Consider the following 24,537-nt stretch of genomic DNA (forward strand, 5'->3'; position numbering starts at 1 on the left):
TCTCTATTATACTAGCTTATTGAGAAATACACAAGAAAAAAGCGAACGTTTATTCGGTTATTTATTCTCAAATATTAATTTTAATTGCCTTATTTTATCCATTTCCCGAATTTGGCGATAAAAAAACACGCAAAATTAAATTTTGCGTGCATTATCTTCAGTTAAAGTTCGAATGACATAATATAAAGCGAGTTTAACAGCTCTTAAACGATTGGTATTGCGCATTCCGGATAGCTGAAGGCGATAAGAAGTAGTTTGCTCTTCTGTTGCTATACCTATCCAAACAGTTCCTGCTGGTTGATCCCCATGTGCATCAGGTCCAGCTGCTCCTGTTAAGGATACACTTATATCAGTTTTAAATTTATCTCGCACTGCTTCTGCCATAGCCAATGCTGTTTGTTCACTGACAACGCCATATTCAGCAAGTAATTCTGCTGATAAGCCAAGCTGATGAACTTTCATTTCTTCATTATAAGTAATGACTCCACCAGCTAATACTGCACTTGCTCCAGGCACTGAGGCTAATTCAGATTGGAAAAGTCCAGCAGTCAAGCTCTCTGCTGCCGAAATAGTTTTGCCTTGATTTTTCAAGAGCTCTACTACTTTAGAAGACAGCGAGTCATTATCGTAACCGTAAAGGTAATCGCCTACGACATCCAAAATTTCTTCTTTAGCGCCATTGATTAACTGCCATGCTTCATCAGTAGTATTAGTTTTAGCGGTAATACGTAAAGTCACTTCACCATCAGCCGCAAGTGGTGCAATTGTTGGGTTCGTTTGTTTGTCAAGAATATGGTGTAAACGATCTTCAAGCTCCGCCTCGCCGATTCCATAAAAGCGCAAAACATGAGACAAAATAACATCGGCTTTGTTCAATAAACTTGCAAGCTTAGGTTTTGCCTCAAATTGGAACATCGGCTCCATTTCTTTAGGGGGTCCTGGAAGTAAAATATACACACGCTCATCTTTCTTGTACATCATGCCCGGAGCCATACCATTATGGTTAACAAGAACTTCACTGTCTTTTAAAACCCATGCTTGTTTTTTGTTATTCTCCGTCATCGGTCGACCTGCGCGTTCAAAAAATGCAACGATTGAATCTAAGGCTTCTGTATTCGTCTCAAGTGACGTATCTAAATGACGAGCAATTGCCTCTTTTGTTAAGTCATCTTTTGTTGGTCCTAACCCACCAGTAAATAAGATGAGGTCAGCACGATTTTCTGCAATTTTAATAGCATCTTCTAACCGAGCCGGGTTGTCTCCAACTACCGTATGATAATACACATTAATACCAAGCTCTGCTAAATGATTAGACAAAAATCGAGCATTTGTATTGGTGATTTGACCTAATAGTAATTCTGAACCTACCGCAATGATTTCTGCGTTCATTTATTCGAACCCCTTTAAGTGCGATTATTTTGAAGTCATTAATGCGCGTCGATTAGCATAGAAATAATCCCAGCCAGACCATACCGTGAAGATTAAAGCAATATAAAGCATAATTTGACCGAATGGTAAGCCAACCCAAACAAAAATAGTATCATGCAATAATAATGCAGAAATCGCTAAAATTTGTGCTGTTGTTTTTATTTTGCCTAGACCGCCTGCTGCTACAACTTCGCCTTCTCCTGCTAATACTAGGCGTAGTCCAGTAACTGCAAACTCACGGCTGATGATGACAATAACAATCCACGAAGCTGCAAACCCTAGTTCTACTAAAATGATCAATGCTGCTGATACCAGTAATTTGTCTGCTAAAGGATCTAGAAATTTCCCGAAAGTCGTAACTAAATTGAATTTACGGGCATAATAGCCGTCCACCCAATCTGTAAGTGATGCAAATATAAAAATTAATCCCCCAACAAAGTGAGTGACAGGCATTTCAGCACCAAAAAGAGTCATAGTTCCCCAGTCAAAACCGGCTAACATAACCACCATAAATACAGGAATCAATAAAATTCTTGAGATGGTAATTTGATTTGGTATATTCATTATTGTTTCCCCTCTCATACTTTCAAGAAAAATAGCCATTCATAGATGGCTATTCGACGTTTGTCAATTGAATAACGACATTCTGGGTTTGGAGCTGTTGCGTATACTCGATGTTTTCACCATTCATGGCCAATTTAATATTAGCGTATTCACCAATGCGTACATGCACACGGTCTACTTCTGCTAAATCGAGTATTTCTTTTTCTCCATCTTGCATTACACGAGCTTTCGAAGTTAACTCTTGTTGATTCTGATCTGTGGCGGCAATCCAGGATGGTCCATCTGCAATTATTTCTAGCTGAGGATTCGCAGTCCCTTGCCACGTGTAAGTTGTTGTTTCCCCTTTAGTTTCTTTTAGAGAAAGAACAGACGTGGCTGTTTCCGGTTTTTCAACCGTCTCTTCAGAATCAACTACTTCTGTTTCTTTTGAAGAAGCAGGAGCAGTTTCATCATAAGAAATGCTAGCCCCCTCATCTTCTAGTGGTCTACTAGCTGTATCTCTGTTCGTCGATGCACTATAAAAATACCAAGACACAGCAAGAATCAACACAATAAACGATGCAACCAAAACTTTAGGGATAATTTCAGCATATGTTTCATTTGGAGCTGTACGTTTAACTGAACGGCTTCTTGAAGTAAAAGTTTCGGGCATTGGTTTTTTTTCAACCATTTCACTAGCTGGCATATCTGTCTGAAATTCTTCAAGCAATGCTTCACCGTTTAACCCCACTGCTGTAGCATACTGCTTAATAAAGGCGCGTACATAAAACGTACCCGGCATCATACTATGATTGCCATCTTCTATCCCAGCCAAGTAACGCTTTTGTATCTTGGTCAAGTCCTGCAAATCTTCCAAACTTAACCCCTTGGCGATTCTGGCTTGTTTTAGCCGCGTACCTAACTCACTCAAAACGATCACCTGCCTACTTAAAAGTTGAAGCCGTCTCCGAACATATTGCCTTGCGATTTTTCATCCATGAACGTATTTTTCTCTAATACTTCATAAGTGATCTTTTCATCTGGGTGGTGACGTAATTCAATAATATAATCAAAATCATCAATGCTGTATTCAGATTGCTCTACAAATTTGTCTGGATGCTCTACAACTTTAATCGTCGGCATACGCATCATTTCACGTACTAATTGCATATGTCGTTCATCAGCTGAACGGCGCGTAACAATACCATCTAAAATAAAAATATTATTATCGTTGTGTTCATCACCCATCAACTGATTACGTACAGTTTGCTTAATCATTGTAGAGGATAGAAATATCCATTTTTTGTTCGCACTAACGCTCGCAGCAACAATTGACTCTGTTTTTCCAACGCGTGGCATGCCTCTTAACCCGACCAACTTATGTCCTTCTTGTTTGAAAATTTCTGCCATAAAATCCACTAGTAAACCTAATTCGTCACGGACAAAGCGGAATGTTTTTCGATCGTCGGCGTCTCTTTGAATATATCTGCCATGCCGAACAGCTAAAATATCACGCAGCTTAGGTTCACGAAACTTAGTAACAGCAATTGTGTCAATGGTTGATAAAATTTGTTCAAAACGCTCTAATTGGACGTCATGTTCTGCACGTAATAACATGCCTCGACGACCTTGATCTACACCATTAATGGTAACGATATTTACTCGTAACATGCCTAAAAGAGAAGCGATATCGCCAAGAAGACCAGGACGGTTAACTTGGATTTCGTATTCAAAATACCATTCTTTCATACAATATCCAACCTTTCTCTATACAAGCTATCTAATAAGATTGCTATTTAATATGATAGCTGATTTGCCACCTAGGTAAAAGAGCCATTTGACTAGAGAAATCGCGATTACATCAACCATCCACCGTTAACGCGCAATGTTTGCCCTGTCATATAATCTGCTTTTCCTCCTAACAAAAAGTCCACAGCATCTGCTATATCTTGAGGAGATCCAAGTCCGAGTGGAATTTCTTCCTCAATTTCCTGTAATTCTTCCGGCGAAAAATTAGCGTTCATTTTAGTTTGTATAAAGCCTGGAGAAACGGCATTAACTCGCGTTCCTAAAGGCGCCATTTCTTTTGCATAAGCTTTAACAAATGCTAACTGTGCACCTTTTACTGAAGAATACATGGTTTCCATAGATGCACCTATTTCTCCCCAAATAGAAGAAACAAAAACAACATAAGATTTATTGTGACGATGAAAAAACGACGATAACGATTGAATTGCTGAAATCGGATTTTTTACGTGCACACGCCATAAAGCTTCCATATCTTGTTCTGTTGTATCAATTAGCATTTTCACCAATGATTGCCCACTAGCAACAACTATGCCCGTAGCATCGTATATATTGTTTGTCAGTTGCTGTATACTCGATTCTTGAGCAAAGTCAGCATGTACAGGTATAAAATCCTGTAAAGGGTAAAGTACGGATAGTTCTTGTGCAAGTGCTGCTGTAGAGTTAGCATTCCAGTGTAAATACAATGACCAGCCACTTCCTGCTAATTGGCGAGCAATGCTTTCACCAATTTCACCTGATGCCCCTAGCAAGACAATAAAGCGTTTCACTGCTCTTCCTTTTTAGCAGGCATAATCGTAAAGACAGATTGCTGAGATTCGTGACTTACTGAGGCAAATGCATTTTGTAAATCAACAACCTCGAGCTCCTCTAATACCGGTACAACATTAAATAAATTCATTTCATTAAATGCGTAATTAGTGAACTGGTTAGCAATGTATTCTGGAGAGTTTAGCGCTCTTAGGAAAAAGCCGATTTTTTTGCGGCGAACACGATCAAGATCTTCTTGTCCAAACGGCCATTTTTCAACTGCATTTTGAAGTGTATGTTTGATTTCTTTTATTAATATATCAGGCTTGTGCGTATCAGACCCTACTAATGCATAACCAAAACCTTGTTCTAACGAGTAGTCAAATGAATAAGATTCATCGATCCAATCGTTTTCATAAGCGTGATGATAAAAATCAGATGTTCGACCAAATAATAATTCATAAGCAAGCTGAGCTGCCAGCTCATGTTTAAGCATTTCAGGACCAATTAAATCTAGTTTTTCTGGTTTGATTCCGTAAAATACCTTTGGTTTTTGAACGCTCATTTCTAGCACGCGTTCTTTAATAGCCACTTCTTTTGGCTCTTCAGGATAAATACGTGTTATTTCTGCAGGTTCTTCAAATGTTTTTTGTGATTGGTCTTCTTTTACTAAAGCCATCATTTGATCTGGATCCACATTTCCTACTATAAATAACATCATATTCGACGGATGGTAAAACGTGTTATAGCACGTATATAAATGTTCCGCCGTAATATCTTGAATAGACTCTACTGTACCCGCGATATCGATTTTCACAGGATGATTTTTATACATATTTTCAATAATCCCAAAATATAAGCGCCAATCGGGTTGATCGTCGTACATCGTAATTTCTTGCGCAATAATACCTTTTTCTTTTTCCACCGTTTTTTCAGTAAAATAAGGACTTTGAACAAAATCTAGTAAAGTTTTGATGTTTTTATCAACTTCTCCTGTTGCAGAAAACAAGTAGGCTGTCCGTGTAAATGATGTAAAAGCATTGGCCGAAGCCCCTTGTTTACTAAACTCTTGAAAGACGTCTCCCTCTTCTTTCTCAAACATTTTATGTTCTAAAAAGTGAGCAATACCATCTGGAACTTTGATTGGCTCTGTTCCACCTTGTGGCACAAAATGGTTATCGATCGAACCGTATTTTGTAGTAAAGGTAGCAAAAGTTTTCGAAAAACCTTTTTTCGGTAGAATATAAACCGTCAAGCCATTATCTAGCTTTTCATGAAAAAGTGTTTCTTCTAATTGTTCAAATTCAACTTTATGCATTTGTTTCATCCTCCTTACCGGATAGGAAGTAAGTCATTTCAAAAGATAATTCCTGAGCAACTGACGCGATATCTTTCTTCGTCACATTTTCCCATTTATTAATCATGTATTCAGGTTCGAATTGATCGGTCAATTCCATGTATTGATCGTAAATATCAATTTGTCCACGTGCAGAATCGAGAGCTTCTTTTAATTGATTGATTAGCAACGCTTTTGTTTGATCCAATTCAACATCTGAAATATTGCCTTTTTTCACTTCTTCTAACTGCTCTAAAACTAAACTCACTGCTTTTTCTTCTAATTTAGAATCAATGCCCGCAAGAACAAACATTAAACCAAATTGCGATGCGAAAGAACTTGAGACATAATAAGCCATGCTTTCTTTTTCGCGAATGTTTACAAATAATTTAGAGTGCGCATAGCCACCAAAAACGCCATTCATCAGCTGCATGATTGGAAACTTCTCATCGCGGAATGTAATCGGCGTAAAAAATGCCATATGCAATTTTCCTTGTTTCATGTCTTCAAACTCAAGTACGCGTGATTGTTCGGGCTTCACTAATTCAATTGATGGGGCTGCAATTGCTTTTTCACGATCTTCAAAATGGAAATATTCACGAATATACGAAGCGATCATTTCTGGTTTCACATCGCCTACTGCATAAATTTCAATTTCATTTTGTGAAATCATTTTGTTGTATTCGGCTACTAATTGTTCATTTGTAACGCTTTCGACGATTTCAATAGTACCGTTTGACGTTATTGAGGCTGGATGGTTTGGTAGAGCTAACTCCATCATACGTTGCTGCGCATAGCGTGTTTTTTCATCAAATACAGATTCAATACGTTGAACGATTGAATGCTTTTCACGTGTAAATATAGATTCTCTGAACAAGCCATGTTCAAAGTTAGGTTTAAACAAAACGATATACATCAAGTTTAATACCTTTTCTAACACACCTTTTTCAGAAAGGTATTGATCATTTACTGTTTCAACATTCAGCGTCACAACGTGCTCATTTCCACGCTTTGATGAATCTATGTAAAGAGAAGTACCATATAAGTCATCTAGTACCATACGAAGTGCTGTATGTGACGGATAAACTTCGTTGCTGTGTTGCAAAATGTTTGCCAAAATCGATCGGGCAGACGCCTTTTCTTTCGTTAGCTTATCCTTAAATTTAATCGAGAAATTTATCGTTTTAAATTGTGTTGTCTCATTGACATGCACATTTACGCCTTTAGCAATATTAATTGTTTCAAACATGTAAAATCCCCTCTCGTCGTTCATGTTCTAACTATACCGAACTTTTTCCGTTAATTGCAAATAAAGAAAAGCGAAAGCGGCCGTTTAGATTCGACGGGCATAAGATGACCTGGCGAAGTGGCGTTCTTTGCCACACAGTCAGGGCAGCTTATGACCCGAGAATCTGGCCGTTTGAGCTGGATTATAAAGAAAAGCGGAGGTGCCCGTTTTAGTCCCGACAAGCGCTGGAGAACTTGATGATAATGGCGTCTTTTGCCATTATCCGCAAGTTCGAAGCGACCTCGAGGGACTGGGCACCGGAGCTAGACAATAGAAAAGCGAAAGCGGCCGTTTAGATTCGCTGGGCATAAGATGACCGCTTTAGTTAAGCAAATGAAAAGAGCCGTCGATGGCAGTGTCCCCTTAAAGTTAGAGTTCAAATCTAACTTTAAGGGGTGCACTACCGATTGCGACGGCTCTTTTAAAAATTCTTATCGTTGACCCTTGATGTAAGGCTTTCCAATCGCTAATGGTGCATGAGCACGACCGATAAAACCTGCTAGTGCAAGAATCGTTAATACGTATGGCAAGATCAATAAGAATACGTTCGGAATCTCCGAGATATACGGAAGCGATGATCCGACAATACTCAATGATTGTGCAAATCCGAAGAATAAGGCAGCACCCATCGCTCCAAGTGGATGCCATTTACCAAAAATCATAGCGGCCAATGCCATAAAGCCTTGACCATTGATCGTAGCATGACCAAAATCATTGGTAATGGTCTGCGCGTAAATTGCACCACCAATACCCGCTAATCCACCGGAGATCATAACAGCAATATAACGCATTCTCGTTACGTTGATTCCCATTGTATCAGCAGCCATCGGGTGTTCCCCTACAGCACGAAGACGAAGACCAAATGGTGTTTTGTAAATAACAAACCACGCAAGTACGGCAATACCGATTGCAAAAAATGACGTATTGTAAACAGATTTGAAAAGTAGTGGACCAATAAACGGAATATCTGATAAAAACGGAACGTTGTAACGCGAGAAACGTTCAGTGATAAAATCCGTCTGTCCTTTATCGAAAATACGTTTTACTAAGTAAATCGATAGTGCAGCTGCTAGTAGGTTAATGGCAACTCCGGAAACTACTTGGTCTGCCCGGAATGTAATAGAAGCTACAGCATGTAATAGCGATAGTAGAAGAGCTGCAAGCATAGCTGCAATTAGTGCAATCCACGGTGTCGCCGATCCAAATGTATCAGCAAACAATAAGTTGAACAAGATTCCAACAAAAGCACCGATAACCATTAATCCTTCTAGACCAATGTTGATAACCCCAGATCTTTCTGAGAAGACCCCACCAATTGCCACTAAAATAAGTGGTGCAGCATAAAAAATTGCTGAAGGAACGATGAAATATAATACCTCAAGGAAACTCATATTACTTCGCCTCCTTCTTCTTAGCTGATGCACGAAGCAGCAGCAAGCGAATGATGTAGCCCGAAGCTACAAAGAAGATGATAACTGCAATAACGATTTCAACAATCTCAATTGGAATACCGGCAGCATTCGGCATATTTAATGCCCCGTACTTTAATGAACCAAATAAAGTAGCACCAAATACAACACCTAGAGGTGTGTTCATGCCTAATAATGCAACCGCGATTCCATCAAATCCAATCCCGGTAAACCCACCTTTAGAAGACACATACTCAAATGTTCCGAGCGCTTCCATTGCGCCACCTAAACCCGCAAATGCACCGGAAATGACCATTGCTAAAATAATGTTTTTATCAACATTCATACCTGCGTATTGCGAAGCATTTTGGTTAAATCCAACTGCTTTCAACTCAAACCCAAGTGTTGTTTTTTCTAAAATAAACCACATCACACCGACCATCACTAATGCAATAATAATCCCAAAATGCAGTCGTGAAAACTCTGTTAAGTTTTGTAAAAACTCTGAACGTAAAGAGGCGCTTGCGTAAATATTGCCTGTGCGGTCTCCTCCGTCAGAAACTGTACGAATTAATGCATTTGTTACGTGTAATGCAACATAGTTCATCATGATGGTAACGATAACTTCATGTACACGGAATTTGGCTTTTAAAAGACCGGGTACGAAGCCCCACAATGCACCAGCTGCAACTGCAGCTAAAATCGCTAATGGTAAGTGAATAATTTTTGGTAATTCTACAGCTACTCCAACGTAAGCTGCAGCAAACCAACCAACAATTAATTGCCCCTCAACACCGATATTGAATAAACCGGAGCGGAATGCAAAAGCTACTGCAAGACCGGCTAATAAATAAGGCGTAATTTGGCGAATTGTTTCACCGATTGTATATAAGTCTCCAAAAATTCCGTTCCAAAGAGCAGCATAGCCTTCAATTGGGTTATAGCCGCTGACCAGCATAATAACTGCGCCGACCAACAATCCTAAAATAACGGAAATGATGGGGACCAAGAGATTGGTCGCTCTATTCGACATGCTGATCCTCACCTTTCTGTGTCAAATCCTGTTTTTTCTTCTGATCAGTATGTCCTGCCATTAACAAGCCCAATTCTTGTTCGGTTGTTGTTTCTGGCGTCACAATATCCACAATTTCTCCGTCATGAATAACGGCAATGCGATCTGAAACATTCATAACTTCGTCTAATTCGAACGAAATCAATAGTACGGCTTTCCCCTTGTCACGCTGTTCAATTAAACGGCTATGAATAAATTCAATAGCCCCAACGTCTAATCCCCTAGTTGGCAATGCCGCAATTAACAAATCTGGATCTCGGTCAACTTCACGACCAATAATCGCTTTTTGTTGATTTCCTCCGGATAGTGAACGAGCTAACTCTGATGGACCTTGCGTTCGTACGTCAAAGTCTTTAATAATTTGCAATGCTTTTTCATTAATTTTGTTGTAATTGATGATGCCTCTTTTAGAAATTGGCTTAGCATAATACGTTTGAAGCGAAATATTATGACCAACTGGGAAATCTAATACAAGTCCATGCTTATGTCGATCTTGGGGAATATGACCAACACCAGACTCTGTTACTTTTCTTGGTTTCATATTGGTAACATCTTTTCCATTGATTGAAATAGTTCCACTCTTTACTTTTCGAAGACCCGTAATCGCCTCAATCAATTCAGATTGTCCATTTCCATCAATTCCCGCAATGCCGACAATTTCACCCTTACGAACATTCAAGTTTAAATGTTTAACCTTGTCAATTCCACGATAATCAAGGACAACTAAATCTTTAATGTCCAAAATTTCTTCTCCTGGAAACGCTTTCCCTTTTACTGTAGTAAATTCTACATGACGTCCAACCATTAAGGATGCCAGGTCGTTCGGGTTTGTTTCTGCTGTAATAACGGTCCCGATTCCTTGTCCTTTTCGTATAACAGTTACACGGTCAGAAACATCCATAATTTCTTTCAGTTTATGCGTAATTAAAATAATGGATTTTCCTTCAGCGATTAAACGTTTCATGATTTGAATCAATTCGACTATTTCTTGAGGTGTTAATGAAGCTGTTGGTTCATCAAAGATCAAGATTTCTGCTCCACGATACAAGGTTTTTAATATCTCAACCCGTTGTTGCATACCTACCGATATGTCTTGAATTATGGCATTTGGATCTACATTTAAACCATATTGTTCAGATAATGCCTGTACTTTTTTAGCGGCGTCTTTTTTATTGGTAACGCCGTATTTTGTTGGCTCGGTACCTAAAATGATGTTTTCTGTAACTGAAAAGTTTTCGACTAACATAAAATGTTGATGAACCATTCCAATTCCAAGTTCATTTGCTATATTCGGATTAGAGATATCTACTTTCTTTCCGCGAACACGAATTTCTCCGCCTTCTGGCTTATACAAACCGAATAAAACGTTCATTAAAGTCGATTTTCCCGCGCCATTTTCTCCCAATAGTGCGTGAATCTCACCCTTTTTCAGTTGCAGCGTAATATTGTCATTAGCAACAAATGAACCGAACTCTTTACGGATATTCAGCATTTCGATTACATACTCCACTGTTGTCACTCCCTCAAGACTGCTAACTTTTTTAAAAAATTTAATTAATACAGGAAAGGCTTCCGTTACTAAAAACCTTTCATCTATTAATTTCTATCTTAGAGACAAAAAAAATCATAAAGGCCGGTTAAACCGGCCTTTATGATGACCGTCTTAAAAAACTATTACTTTACAGTTTCAGGAACTTCAAGATCCCCACTGATAACTTGTTGTTTAAATTCTTCGATTTTCGCCATCACGTCTTCAGAAATTGCTCCACGTGAATCAGCTAAATCTACACCCTCATCAGACAAACCGTAAGTAACTGTTTCGCCACCTGGGAATTCGCCTGCCATTGCTTGTTCAGAAATATTGATTACAGCTGTATCTACGCGTTTTAAAACAGAAGTCAATGTTACGTTAGCATCGCCAGTTTGACCTTCATCGTATTGATCCGAGTCAACTCCGATAACCCAAATGTTGTCATCTGGATTTGATTCTTTACGCTCTTTTGCTTCAGTGAAGACACCGTTACCCGTACCACCAGCTGCGTGGAAAATGATATCTGCTCCAGCAGAATACATACGGTTTGCAGTTGTTTTACCTAATTCCGCTTTATCAAAAGCACCTGTGTATTGAACATCAACTTCAACTGAAGGATCTGCAGCTTCAACTCCTGCTAGGAATCCAGCTTCAAAACGCTCAATTACTGGAATTTCCATTCCACCAACAAAACCAATTTTCTTTGTTTCAGACATTAAAGCCGCTGCTACACCCGCAAGGAATGCACCTTCTTGTTCTTTAAAAAGAACACTTGCAACGTTTGGAGCATCAACTACTGCATCAATAATTGCAATTTGTGCTTCAGGTTGTTGTTCAGCGATTTCTTTTACAGCACCTTCCATCAAGAACCCAATTCCGTAGACAACATCAAAATCGCGACGGATTAAATTGTTCAAGTTGGTGTTGTAATCCGCATCTGATGCAGATTGAAGATAGTCATAGCCACCATCGCCTTTTTCAAGGCCATTGTCTTTACCAAATTGCTGAAGACCTTCCCAAGCAGATTGGTTAAAGGACTTATCGTCTACTCCTCCAACATCCGTAACCATGGCTACTGAAAAGTCAGAAGTTTCTTCTCCGCCTTCTCCTCCACCAGTTTCTCCGTTTGAAGTTTCTTCGTCGCTACCGCAGGCAGCAAGCATAGTTCCAGCAGCAAGCATTAATGATAAACCTAGACCAAATTTACGTTTTGTCAATGTAATAACCCCCAAGGTTTTTTTGATATTAGCAGGAATTTGATGTTTTACATACGTTTGCGAACTACATGAAAGCTAAATTTATCAGCTCTAAAGTAATTCTTTGAATAAAGCACCAATCGATCGTCTTCATCGTAATGGAGCTGTTTTAAAACAAGTAATGCTGTTTCCGGTTCACATTCCAAGATTGGCGAAGCATCTTCATGATAACCAGTCGGATCAATAAATGTCACCGCATAGGAGATATGAATGTCTCCAGATTCTTCAATCGCTTTAAAAATGGAACTTTCTGTGCGCTTTAAAAAATCTGTAGGCAAATACGCGGAAGGAACCTTGTCAATACAATAAACTACAGGGTCGCTGTTTGCCGTACGAACGCGTTCAATAGTAATGATGGTATCATCGGCAGTGCAATGAAAGCGTTTTATATCTTCTTCAGAAGAAAGGCCCTCTGACGTGCTTAAGTAAATAGCACCGGGTTCCATTCCTGCCTGGCGGATCATATCAGAAACACTCGTTAATTGTTCAATCCCTGATGAAAACAAAGGTTTTGAATTGACGAATGTCCCAACTCCGTGGCGTCTGATGATCGTATTATCTTCTTCCAACAGCCGAAGCGCTTCTCGTAAAGTCGCTCGACTGACTCCAAGTGTTTTCGATAATTCGAATTCGGACGGCAACTTCTCTTTCTCTTTGTAGACGCCCGCAGCAATATCCTGTTTCATTCGATCGATTACTTGAAGGTACAAAGCACGATGATCCGATTTAATTGTCATACGATTCACCACCCATGACAGAGATCAGACATCTGATGTAAAACATTCCTACTAATCAAAATTACTATAACACTTATTAGATACGAAATAAATAGTAATTTGTCGAATTCAGCGAATTTTCGGTTCTCGAACCAATAAACTAGTGATTAATTTATCACAATTAACTTCAAATTCCTCAATATTCTTCCTGCTTTGGAACTAGTACCGTTCGTGGCTTACTACCTTCATACGGGCCAACAACACCTCGTTGTTCCATTTGATCAATAATTCTTGCAGCTCGCGAATATCCTACACGGAAACGACGTTGTAACATCGAAACAGATGCTGTTTGCATTTCTGTAACTAATTTAACAGCTTCATCGTAAATTTCATCAGTTTCTTCGTCTATTTTGGTCTCATCAATTTCACTCGGTATCATATCTTCTTGATATTGCGCTTTTTGTTGTTCGATAACAAAGTCTACAATTTTCTCAACTTCAGAATCGGACAAGAACGCTCCTTGAACACGTACTGGTTTTGATTGGCCAGCACCTAAGAATAGCATATCACCGCGGCCAAGTAATTTCTCAGCACCGCCCATGTCTAGTATTGTACGAGAATCGATCGATGATGAGACAGCAAACGCAATACGGGATGGAATATTCGCTTTAATGACCCCTGTAATAACGTTAACACTCGGTCGTTGTGTCGCAATGATCAAATGAATTCCTGCCGCACGTGCCATCTGGGCTAAACGAGTAATTGCATCTTCTACTTCGTTTGAAGCAACCATCATTAAATCAGCCAACTCATCGACAATAACGACGATAAATGGCAGCTTTGGATGCTTGTCTTCATTTTCTTCATTAAAAACTCGTACATATTCGTTATATCCTTCAATATTTCGAGTGCCTGTATGAGAAAAGAGTTCGTACCTTCTCTCCATTTCAGAAACGATTTTCTTTAAAGCTTGTGCTGCCTTTCGTGGATCTGTCACAACAGGTGCTAAAAGATGCGGAATGCCGTTATAAACGTTTAATTCGACCATTTTCGGGTCAATCATCATCATTTTCACTTCATGCGGTTTAGCACGCATAATAATACTCGTGATAATTCCGTTTATACATACTGATTTCCCGCTACCAGTTGAACCCGCAACTAATAGATGCGGCATTTTATTTAATTCGGTCATCACAGCTTGACCTGTCACATCTCTACCTAAAGCGAATAATAATTTAGCATCCGGTTTGTTATTTTCTTCTGATTCCAATACTTCTCGTAAGCTAACAATCGAAACTTCCGAGTTTGGTACTTCGATACCAATTGCTGATTTCCCTGGAATTGGAGCTTCAATCCGAATATCACGTGCAGCTAGAGCTAAAGCTAAATCGTCATGTAAACTAACAATTTTACTTACTTTCACACCGGTATCCGGCAATATTTCGTATTTTGTAACTGCAGGACCTAAATGAACTTGCGTTACTTTTGCTCTTACGCCAAAGCTTTGGAAGGTTTTTTCAAGTTTTTTAGCATTTTTTTGAATGCCTGAATATTCTCCACTTTGATCGTGATGAGGTGGTAGAGTCAATAAACTCATTGGAGGTAATTGATATTCCTCATTTTCTAGTTCTTCAGCTGTTGATAGTAACTGGACCTCTCCAGTCTCTTGTTGTTCTTCAGCAACTTTTGGAGGTGTCTCCTGTTTCGGTTTAACGTTTTCAGTAAATGCCGAAATAATCGGTGCTTCTTGTTTTTGCTCGTATAAAGGATCCTCATCTTGGTTGTCATCTTCATCATAAGACAAGGATTCATTGATTTCCAAAACTTGTTCGGGTTCTGATTTCTTACGAGGAGCACGTGCTTTTTTAGGCTTGCTTTGTTTAAAGCGATTCATTAACGAATCGAGAAACGGACGCATACTTGGTATTTTTTCGGCGATAAATGGTGCTGCTGCTTTTCCTGTTAAAATAATCGCGCCAATCGATAGTAGAATGATGGCAACAATCCACGTACCTGCTGTATCAAAGAGCACATGCAATAACGCATATAGTAAAGCCCCTAGTATCCCACCGCCAGTCGCTAAATAACTATTCCATATAGTGCCGGTCATTTTAGTGGTGCGGATTGTTTCGGCAATAACATTTGAGGAAGTGATTGGCAAAATGCTATTTGCTGCCCATATTAAATGACAAATCAACAAAATTCCAATCAACACAAATGCGGATCCAAACGCCACTTTCATCTTAGGTTTTGGCCATTCGCGCTTCACCATTACAAATATCGCGACAAAAACTAGTAATAATGGGATTAAGAACGCCATATATCCTGCCAGGTATTCGGCCATATTGTAAAACATTTTGCCAATAACGCCGAGTTGAAAAGTCATCAAAACAGCAATGCCTAATAATATTAGACCGATGACTTCATAGGCAATCATTGGCATTGGTTGTCTTTTTTTATTTTTTGTCTTTGCCTTTGGTTTCACTTTTGTCCTTGCTCTCGCTCTAGCTTGTGATTTTTTCTTGGCAGTTTCACGAGCCCTATTCATAGCTATCCCTCACTTCTTCCATAATCGAAAAAGGATTTCCTCCGATAAAATCGGTATGGAAATCCTTTTACTTTTTTCTTAGTATTCCATAATAATTGGGATAATCATTGGACGACGCTTAGTTTGTTGGAACAAATAAGAATTCAATGTATCACGAATTTCTTGCTTAATATTGTTCCACTCAAATGCATCTCTTGTCACGTATTTTTCAACTACTTTACGAACAAGACGCGTCGATTCTTCCATAAGTTCTTCTGACTCACGAACATATACGAACCCACGTGAAATCATTTCTGGACCAGATGCAATTTTCTTTTCTTTACGGTTTAACGTAACCACAACGATGAAAATCCCATCTTGTGATAAGAGTTTACGGTCGCGGAGTACAATATTCCCAACATCGCCAATGCCAATGCCATCGATCAATACATTTCCAGCTGTAACACGTCCGCTCATGCGAACTTTACCACCTTTATATTCTACGATATCGCCTTTATCAGCGATAAATATTTCTGACTTGTTCAAGCCTACTTGCTGAGCTAACTTGGAATGTGCAATAAGCATTTTGTATTCACCTTGAATCGGGATGAAATACTTTGGTTTCATCATATTAAGCATCATTTTCAAATCTTCTTGACTGCCGTGACCTGAAACGTGAACTTTTTTACTTGCAGTTAAAACGTTCGCTCCAGCTTTCGCCAATTTGTTCATTGTTTGGAACATTGGAACTTCCATACCGGGTGATGGTGTGAATGTGATTAATACCGTGTCTGTTGGTTTGATCTTTACGTCTTTATGTTGCTTACGAACCATTTTATCCAATGCTTCAAGCGGTTCACCTTGATTACCTGTAACAATAATAACAACTTCGTCATCGCGGTAATTTTCTAAGTCTTTTAACGAAATAACCGTATCTTCATCTACAGTCAAATAACCAAGTCTTAAACCGACTTCATAGCTGCTTTCAAGACTTCTACCGGCTACAGCAACTTTTTTACCTGTAGCTGCCGCAATATCAAATACCTGCTGGATGCGGATAAAGTTTGATGAATAAAGTGATACCATTACGCGGCCTTCAGCTGCTAGAAAGGCAGACAAAATATGGTCAGCAACAACAATTTCTGATGTTGTATAACCTGGACGTTCTGCTTCAGTTGAGTCAGACAATAGCATTAAGACGCCATCTTCTCCTAATTTCGCCATTTTTGCGATATCAGGCTTATAGCTGCCTTTAGCTGATTGATCAAATTTAAATTCGCCCGTGTGCACAATCGCGCCTTCTGATGTGTGGAAGACGATTCCTAATGCGTCAGGAATACTATGTGTTGTGTGGAAAAATGTCACATGTGTTTTATCAAAGTTCATACGGCTTTTGTTTGTTACTTCAAAGAACTTCACATGTTTTAAAGAACCTTGTTCTTTAATATGTTCTTTAGCCAATGCGATTGTTAATTTCGAACCGTAAACAGGCACTTGGATTTTCTTTAATAGATAAGCAATTGATCCAATCGCATCTTCATGTCCGTGTGTTAAGAAGACACCCTTCACGCGATCTTTGTTTTCTACTAAGAAAGTCATATCCGGAATGACAATATCAACACCAAGCATTTCATCTTCCGGGAACATTAATCCGCTGTCAACGACAAATAGATCTTCGTCAATTTCAATTACATACATTGCTTTGCCGATTTCTCCGACGCCGCCTAAAGGGATAACTCTTATTACTTCATTTTTAATTTTACTCAATTTATTTCCTCCTAAATTTCACCCGTACACATCCATAGACTTCATTATACGGGAATCACCGGAAACAGTCCAAAGAAAAAATAAACCGGCACATTGGCCGGTCATTTTAAAAGATTATTGTTTACGATTAAATGATATTTTCTTCGATTAATGCTTCCGCGATTTGTACAGAATTTAATGCAGCACCTTTAACTAGGTTATCTGAAACCACCCATAGATGGAAACCATTCGGGTTATCTAAATCCTGACGAATGCGTCCAACGAATACTTCATCAAGACCAGCCGTCATTAATGGCATCGGATAAATTTGTTTTGATGGATCATCCATCAGCTCAACTCCAGGTGCGTCGATCATAGCTCTTTTCACTTGATCGACAGTTGCTTCTTTTTCGAGTTCTACGTAGATCGACTCTGAATGACCAGTGACTACCGGTAGGCGCACACAAGTAGCTGCTACAGCCAACGAATCATCATGCATTATTTTTTTCGTTTCATTGATCATTTTCATTTCTTCAAATGTATAACCATTGTCAGTGAATTGATCAATTTGAGGAACCACGTTAAAAGCAATTGGATAATGGTGCTCTGCCGATTTAACTGGCAATACTTTTGCTTCTGCATTTTTTGCGTTATCAAAATCCGCTGCTTGCGCTTTTAATTCATTGATGGCATCAATTCCAGCACCTGAAACGGCTTGATAAGTAGAAACGACAACTTTTGTCATGCCATATAACTCTTTTAACGGCTGCAACGCACAAACCATTTGAATCGTTGAGCAGTTCGGGTTGGCAATAATTCCTTTGTGTAAACGAAGATCGGCTTTATTTACTTCAGGTACAACCAGCGGCACTTCCTCGTCCATACGGAATGCACTTGTATTATCAATGACAATTGCTCCGCGTTTAACAGCTTCTGGCGCAAATTTCTCAGAAATACTACCGCCAGCACTAAATAACGCAATATCAATGTCCTCAAATGACTCTGGCTTAGCTTCTTGCACTGTATAAACTTTACCATTAAACTCAATTTCTTTTCCAGCTGAACGACTAGAAGACAAAAACACGATATCTTTTATAGGAAAGTTTCGTTTTTCCAATTGCTCTTTCATTTGTTGACCAACTGCACCCGTTGCTCCCATAATTGCCACATTGTATGTTTTCAAAATATTCGCTCCTTCGATGATGATTTGAATTATTGTAACATAATTTAGTGTGTTAAAGGAACAAAAACACAAAAAAGCTTCCTTAAACTAAGGAAGCTTCTTTTGGTCTGATGATCGAAACAGCTGGTGTTTCCATGAGAATTTCTAATAAGCCCATTACTTTTTGAAGAGATACTTGGTCTATCTGCGTCAAGACTTCTTCATAAGACTGGTGTTTGCCTAAAAGCAATTCATGCCGACCATTGCGGCTCATGCGTGCGCTAGTACTTTCAAGTCCGAGCATTAAACTGCCTTTTAGCTGCTCTTTAGAATCTGTGATTTCTTGTTCTGTAATACCACCGTTTTTTAGTTCTTTCAATAAGTTTAAAATAACTTGTTGCATTTCAGTCATTTGTTCGTCTGAAGTCCCCCCGTAAATCGCCAAAGTTCCATGATCTGAGTAGGCCGAATGGTAAGAGAAAATAGAATAGGCTAGCCCTCGCTGCTCTCTAATTTCTTGGAACAATCTTGAAGACATAGAACCCCCAATAATATTGTTTAACACCGTGATGTTATAAATATCTGGATCATTTAAAGACAAACCCGGATAACCAAGACATAAGTGACCTTGTTCGGTTTCTTTGTTTTTTAATGAATAGCCCGATGTAAAATTAGGAAGTTCATAGTGTTTAGGATTTTCTTCTCTATCAAAATTCCCAAACAATGCTTCAACCTTTTCTAATAATGCTGGTGTAATATTTCCTGCAACTGACACAACTGTATTAGCTGGTGTGTAATGGCGATTCATATAATCGCGAATCTTCTGCGGTGTAAAGCTTGCCAAAGTTTCAGCAGTTCCGAGTATCGGTGCACCAATTGAATTTTGTGGATACATGACACGCCAAAGCTGCTCGTGAACATCGTCATCCGGCATATCTTCTGTCATGCTAATTTCTTCAAGAATGACTTGATGTTCTTTATCAAACTCGTCTGGGTCCATCTGCGAATTGAAAAACATATCAGCAAGTACGGTTACTGCGTGTTCTGCATGATGGTCTAATACTTTAGCATAGTAGCATGTATATTCTTTTGACGTGTAGGCATTAATGTCCCCGCCAATCCGGTCAAATTCACGAGCTATTTCTTTAGCTGTTCGTTCATTTGTCCCTTTAAATAACATATGTTCGATAAAATGAGTAATGCCATTTTCTTCTGGTAATTCGTCACGGGATCCGTTATTAACAAAGACACCCATTGCGACAGAATGAAAATGGGGAATGTGTTCGGAAACAATGCGCAATCCATTTTTGCAAGTCTGTGTAGTCACCATGTGCATGTTCCTCCTCATAGTAAAAAATTGCCGACAAAGTCGGCAATTTTATGGTTAACTTTATTCTTGATCTTGTTTTTCAGCTGCTTCTTTTTGTTCTTTTAAAACAATTTTACGTGATAAGTTTACACGGCCTTGACGGTCAATTTCAATTACTTTGACTTGAATGATTTGGTCCATTTTCAAGACATCTTCCACTTCTTTTGTCCGTTCTTCTTGGATTTCAGAAATATGAAGAAGCCCATCTTTTCCAGGGAACAATTCAACAAATGCGCCAAACTTCTCGATGCGTTTTACTTTACCTTCGTAATATTCGCCAACTTTTGCTTCGCGAACAATGTTTTCAATCATCGCTTTTGCTTTAGCGTTCATTTCTTCATCTACAGATGAAATGAAGATTGTACCGTCTTGCTCAGTATCAATTTTAACACCAGTTTCATCAATGATTTTGTTGATCACTTTACCACCAGGTCCGATAACGTCACGGATCTTGTCTGGGTTGATCTTCACCATAATGATTTTTGGTGCATATTTAGAAAGAGTTGTTCTTGGTTCAGCAATCGTCGCAATCATTGATTCAAGAATATGAATACGACCGATTTGAGCTTGCGCCAAAGCCTCTTCTAAAATCTCACGGGAAAGACCATCGATTTTAATGTCCATTTGAAGAGCTGTAATGCCTTTAGCAGTACCTGCTACTTTAAAGTCCATATCGCCAAGGTAATCTTCCATCCCTTGAATATCCGATAATACAGTATAGTTTTCGCCTTTTTTAACAAGACCCATCGCAATACCTGCTACTGGTGCTGTAAGTGGAACACCCGCATCCATCATCGCAAGTGTTGACGCACAAATACTTGCTTGTGAAGTCGAACCATTTGATTCTAATACTTCTGCAACTAAACGAATTGTGTAAGGGAAATCTTTTTCGTTTGGAATAACGGCTTCTAGTGCACGTTCGCCAAGTGCTCCGTGACCGATTTCGCGGCGTCCAGGTCCACGAAGAAATCCAGTTTCACCAACTGAGAACAACGGGAAGTTGTAATGATGCATAAAGCGTTTTGTACCTTCAATGCCAAGACCGTCAATAATTTGAACATCGCCTAATGCACCTAGTGTACAAATACTCATTGCTTGTGTTTGGCCACGTGTGAATAGACCAGAACCATGCGTACGGTTTAAAACGCCAACTTCAGAAGACAATGGGCGAATTTCAGAAGGTCCACGGCCATCCGGACGGATTTTTTCGTCTGTAATTAGACGACGAACTTCTTCTTTGACCATTTTATCAAGAATTTGACCCGCTTGTTTTTTAACTGCATCCTCGGATTCTTCGTATGCAGCCATTGCACGTGCCTTAACTTCATCTATTGCTTCATTGCGCGCTTGCTTTTCGTTGATTTGAACAGCAGTGTTCAAGTCAGTTTCCACAGCTTCTTTAATAGAAGAAGTTAATTCTGCATCTAATTCATACAGTTTAATATCTGTTTTTGCTTTACCAACTTCTGCAGCAATTTGTTCTTGGAAAGCAATCAATTTCTTGATTTCTTCATGACCGAACATAATAGCCTCTAAAATGATTTCTTCAGAAACTTCTTTCGCTCCTGCTTCAACCATGTTAATCGCATCTTTTGTTCCAGCTACGATTAAGTTAATTGAGCTTTGCTCAAGTTGTTCGTTTGTTGGGTTAATAATATACTGACCGTCGATCAATCCAACGATAACGCCAGCAATTGGTCCGCCAAAAGGAATATCTGAAATCATTAATGCGAGTGAAGATCCGAACATTGCAGCCATTTCTGACGGGCAATCTTGATCGACAGACATAACCATTGAAATTACTTGAACTTCATTACGGAAACCATCTGGGAATAATGGACGGATTGGACGATCGATTAAACGGCTTGTTAATGTCGCTTTCTCAGATGGACGTCCTTCACGTTTAATAAATCCACCAGGAATTTTACCAACAGCATAAAGACGTTCCTCATAGTTTACCGTTAATGGGAAAAAGTCTAATGGCTTTGGTGTTTTTGATGCAGTTGCTGTAGATAAAACTGCTGTATCGCCGTAACGGATTAACGCTGCTCCATTAGCTTGTTTTGCTAATTGACCGACCTCAACTTGCAACTCGCGGCCAGCCCAATCAAGTGTATAAACTTTTTTTGTTTGCTCCATATTATCGAGCTCCTCTCTCTTACCGTGTATCTATATACTATATGTACCTAATAGTAGTGTATCAAAAAGGCATCGAATGTGCGATGCGATAGTTTAAAGTTTTATCCATAAAGAAAAAGCGGGACGAATCCCGCTTTTACTGTTTACTATTAACGGCGTAGGCCAAGTCTTGCGATTAACTCGCGGTAGCGAGCTACTTCGTTTTCACGTAAGTATTTTAGCAAGTTACGACGGCGTCCAACCATTTTGAATAGACCACGACGTGAGTGATGATCTTTTTTGTGAGTACGTAAGTGCTCATTCAAGTTGTTGATGTCTTCTGTAAGAATAGCGATTTGAATATCTGCAGACCCAGTATCTGTGTCGTGCACTTTGTATTCGCTAATCAATTCATTTTTGCGTTCTTGAGTGATTGCCATACTGTTTCCACCTCCTAATTTCTAATATCCCCAATTACTGAGCAAACGTTGGTGATTCGATTTGCCAAGCAACGGTTCGTACTTTTAGTACTCATAAATAATAGCATAAGGGATTTTTAAAATCAACCGCACGGATTAATTAATACGACTAAAGATTTTTTCAGCCGTCAATTTATCACGCTGAATTTGTGCTTTCAGCTCATCTATCCCAGAAAACTTTTGCTCATCACGGATGCGATCATGCCATTCAACCTCTACCATTTCTCCGTAAATCGACTTATCAAATTCAAGAATATGAACTTCAATTACTTGTTTTTTTACATCTGGATTATTGAATGTCGGCTTGTAACCAATATTGCAGACTCCGTTATATACTTTACCTTGCACGCGAATCTTCACAGCATAAACGCCTCGATTTGGTACGACTGCGCCAAGTTCAGGTTCAATGTTAGCAGTAGGAAAACCGATTGTGCGTCCTCGTTTATCGCCGTTGACAACGGTCCCTGAAACTCGGAAAGGTCGGCCGAGTAAGTGACACACTTTACCGGTTTCCCCTCTCTTTAACAACTCACGAATTCGAGTTGAGCTAATTTTTTCATCACTTTCTTCTAACTTCTCAGCGATTGTGACGCCGTAACGACCCATACTCATCTCTTTCATTAAGTACATATCACCTTTTCCTTTGCAACCAAATGAAAAGTCAAAGCCCGCTGTGACATGTTTTGCATTTAAATCTGTAATAAAAAAATTGATAAATTCTTCAGGTGTCAACTTGGCAAACTCTGATGTAAATCGAATGATAAAGCAGTAATCCACATTCATGCTTGCTAAAATATCCATTTTTTGCTGCATGGGAGTTATATAAAAAACTTCTTCTTTTCTTCCGCCCAGCACAAGTGATGGATGCGGATCAAAAGTCATAACTGCTGATTTAATGCCTTTTTGTTCTGCCTGTAAAATAGCTTCACCTATTACGCGCTGATGACCTTTATGTACCCCATCAAAAAAACCAAGAGCTAATGATAAAGGTCCCGTTTTGATTTCAGGCTTTACCTGATTCGGATAAGTTAAATGAATAATTTCCATACTACACCTCGTCTGCTGTCGGAAAACCGAACATTTTTTCAGGTTTCATTTTGTCGGCCTTTTCAGGATGATTTTTATAAAGTGCTACAGGCTGTCCTTTGTACGTCAACACAACAAATCCCATTTGGTCGAGAATAGAGTGCCGTGCTAGTACTTGTCCATTTTTCACAGCAAAAATTTGTTTATGTTCGATTTCCATAAAAGGGAACATACTTAATCCATAACTTAGCGGCTTCAAAACATCATTTATTTGTCCACTTTGCGTAAGTTCAGCTACCTCAGCAAGTGTCACGCAATCCTTTTGACTGAATTTCCCTGATTCCGTACGAGTCAGTCTAGACATATGCGAAGGATAGCCTAAAGCTTGTCCAATTTGAACAGCTAATGTACGAATATAAGTGCCTTTTCCGCAACGTATGCGAATGTTAAATTTGATATTTTGACCTGACCACTGTATATCGTCATCCAATAATTCAATAGAATCGATACGAACGGTACGCTCTGGCCGTTCAACAGGAATTCCTTGGCGTGCATATTCGTATAATTTTTTTCCATCTACTTTAACGGCCGAATACATAGGTGGGATTTGTTTAATATTACCCGTTAATTGAAGTAATACGGATTCTACTTGCTCACGCGTAATAAACTTTTCTGTTAGATCCGTATCCACTGTTTCACCGGTAGCATCCTCCGTTTCAGTTGAATAACCAATCGCCACTTCCGCTTCATAAGTCTTTCCTTGGTCGGTGATATATTCAGCTACTTTAGTTGTGTTGCCAATACAAATTGGTAACACCCCGTCTACCTCGGGATCTAAGGTGCCTGTATGTCCTACTTTTTTTGTTTGTAAAATTTTTCTTAGTTTAAAAACACAGTCGTGGGAAGTCATTCCTTTTTCTTTCCATAACGGTAAAATTCCGTTTAATGCCATATCATTTTAACCCCTTTGCTTCA

Annotated in this window: 20 protein-coding genes; all 20 read right to left on the reverse strand. The window is 39.1% G+C overall.

What is annotated here, in order from left to right; all coding sequences use genetic code 11:
• Positions 1–135: 135 nt before the first annotated feature.
• Entirely contained in the window at positions 136–1,389 is a 1,254-nt protein-coding gene (locus PLANO_RS09515; RefSeq protein ID WP_038704222.1) for a competence/damage-inducible protein A, read from the reverse strand.
• A 24-nt stretch (positions 1,390–1,413) separates the two neighbouring features.
• Positions 1,414–1,992 (reverse strand): CDP-diacylglycerol--glycerol-3-phosphate 3-phosphatidyltransferase, encoded by a 579-nt coding sequence (gene pgsA, locus PLANO_RS09520; RefSeq protein ID WP_038704223.1) that lies wholly within the window; start codon positions 1,990–1,992, stop codon positions 1,414–1,416.
• 49 nt (positions 1,993–2,041) lie between these two features.
• Entirely contained in the window at positions 2,042–2,902 is an 861-nt protein-coding gene (locus PLANO_RS09525; protein WP_038704224.1) for a helix-turn-helix domain-containing protein, read from the reverse strand.
• 17 nt (positions 2,903–2,919) lie between these two features.
• Positions 2,920–3,720 carry a YmfK family protein gene (locus PLANO_RS09530; RefSeq protein WP_038704225.1) on the reverse strand — a complete coding sequence of 267 codons (801 nt, stop codon included), beginning with the start codon at positions 3,718–3,720 and terminating at the stop codon, positions 2,920–2,922.
• Positions 3,721–3,827: 107 nt separating this feature from the next.
• A complete protein-coding gene (gene ymfI, locus PLANO_RS09535) occupies positions 3,828–4,547 on the reverse strand; it encodes an elongation factor P 5-aminopentanone reductase (RefSeq protein WP_038704226.1) in 720 nt (239 codons plus the stop codon).
• A complete protein-coding gene (gene yfmH / locus PLANO_RS09540; RefSeq protein WP_038704227.1) occupies positions 4,544–5,845 on the reverse strand; it encodes an EF-P 5-aminopentanol modification-associated protein YfmH in 1,302 nt (433 codons plus the stop codon). Before yfmH ends, ymfI begins: the two co-directional genes overlap by 4 nt.
• A complete protein-coding gene (yfmF, locus tag PLANO_RS09545) occupies positions 5,838–7,112 on the reverse strand; it encodes an EF-P 5-aminopentanol modification-associated protein YfmF (RefSeq protein WP_038704228.1) in 1,275 nt (424 codons plus the stop codon). Before yfmF ends, yfmH begins: the two co-directional genes overlap by 8 nt.
• A 470-nt stretch (positions 7,113–7,582) precedes the next feature.
• Positions 7,583–8,542 carry an ABC transporter permease gene (locus PLANO_RS09550; protein ID WP_038704229.1) on the reverse strand — a complete coding sequence of 320 codons (960 nt, stop codon included), beginning with the start codon at positions 8,540–8,542 and terminating at the stop codon, positions 7,583–7,585.
• Between the two features lies 1 nt (position 8,543).
• Positions 8,544–9,593, reverse strand: coding sequence for an ABC transporter permease (locus PLANO_RS09555; RefSeq protein WP_038704230.1), 1,050 nt, complete (start codon positions 9,591–9,593; stop codon positions 8,544–8,546).
• Positions 9,583–11,142, reverse strand: coding sequence for an ABC transporter ATP-binding protein (locus tag PLANO_RS09560; RefSeq protein ID WP_038704231.1), 1,560 nt, complete (start codon positions 11,140–11,142; stop codon positions 9,583–9,585). The genes PLANO_RS09555 and PLANO_RS09560 overlap by 11 nt, the downstream gene beginning before the upstream one ends.
• 164 nt (positions 11,143–11,306) lie before the next feature.
• Positions 11,307–12,380: a BMP family lipoprotein gene (locus PLANO_RS09565; protein WP_038704232.1), complete on the reverse strand. Its 1,074-nt coding sequence runs from the start codon at positions 12,378–12,380 to the stop codon at positions 11,307–11,309.
• Positions 12,381–12,427: 47 nt separating this feature from the next.
• Positions 12,428–13,156, reverse strand: a complete 729-nt coding sequence (locus PLANO_RS09570) for a GntR family transcriptional regulator (protein WP_038704233.1) — start codon at positions 13,154–13,156, stop codon at positions 12,428–12,430.
• A gap of 175 nt (positions 13,157–13,331) precedes the next feature.
• Positions 13,332–15,683 (reverse strand): FtsK/SpoIIIE family DNA translocase, encoded by a 2,352-nt coding sequence (locus PLANO_RS09575; RefSeq protein WP_038704234.1) that lies wholly within the window; start codon positions 15,681–15,683, stop codon positions 13,332–13,334.
• Positions 15,684–15,761: 78 nt separating this feature from the next.
• Complete coding sequence (locus PLANO_RS09580) at positions 15,762–17,429, reverse strand: ribonuclease J (protein ID WP_038704235.1); 1,668 nt, start codon at positions 17,427–17,429, stop codon at positions 15,762–15,764.
• Between the two features lie 127 nt (positions 17,430–17,556).
• Complete coding sequence (locus PLANO_RS09585) at positions 17,557–18,594, reverse strand: aspartate-semialdehyde dehydrogenase (protein WP_038705430.1); 1,038 nt, start codon at positions 18,592–18,594, stop codon at positions 17,557–17,559.
• Between the two features lie 79 nt (positions 18,595–18,673).
• On the reverse strand, positions 18,674–19,900 hold the full coding sequence (locus PLANO_RS09590) for a M16 family metallopeptidase (protein WP_038704236.1): 1,227 nt from the start codon (positions 19,898–19,900) through the stop codon (positions 18,674–18,676).
• A 60-nt stretch (positions 19,901–19,960) separates the two neighbouring features.
• Positions 19,961–22,078 (reverse strand): polyribonucleotide nucleotidyltransferase, encoded by a 2,118-nt coding sequence (gene pnp, locus PLANO_RS09595; protein WP_038704237.1) that lies wholly within the window; start codon positions 22,076–22,078, stop codon positions 19,961–19,963.
• Positions 22,079–22,227: 149 nt separating this feature from the next.
• Positions 22,228–22,497 (reverse strand): 30S ribosomal protein S15, encoded by a 270-nt coding sequence (gene rpsO / locus PLANO_RS09600; RefSeq protein WP_038704238.1) that lies wholly within the window; start codon positions 22,495–22,497, stop codon positions 22,228–22,230.
• 135 nt (positions 22,498–22,632) lie between these two features.
• Entirely contained in the window at positions 22,633–23,583 is a 951-nt protein-coding gene (ribF, locus tag PLANO_RS09605) for a riboflavin biosynthesis protein RibF (protein WP_038704239.1), read from the reverse strand.
• Position 23,584: 1 nt separating this feature from the next.
• The gene (gene truB / locus PLANO_RS09610; protein WP_038704240.1) at positions 23,585–24,514 is read right to left on the reverse strand and encodes a tRNA pseudouridine(55) synthase TruB; all 930 of its coding nucleotides are present in this window, start codon (positions 24,512–24,514) and stop codon (positions 23,585–23,587) included.
• Between the last annotated feature and the right edge of the window lie 23 nt (positions 24,515–24,537).

The sequence above is a fragment of the Planococcus sp. PAMC 21323 genome, assembly GCF_000785555.1.
In the GTDB taxonomy this organism is placed as follows: domain Bacteria; phylum Bacillota; class Bacilli; order Bacillales_A; family Planococcaceae; genus Planococcus.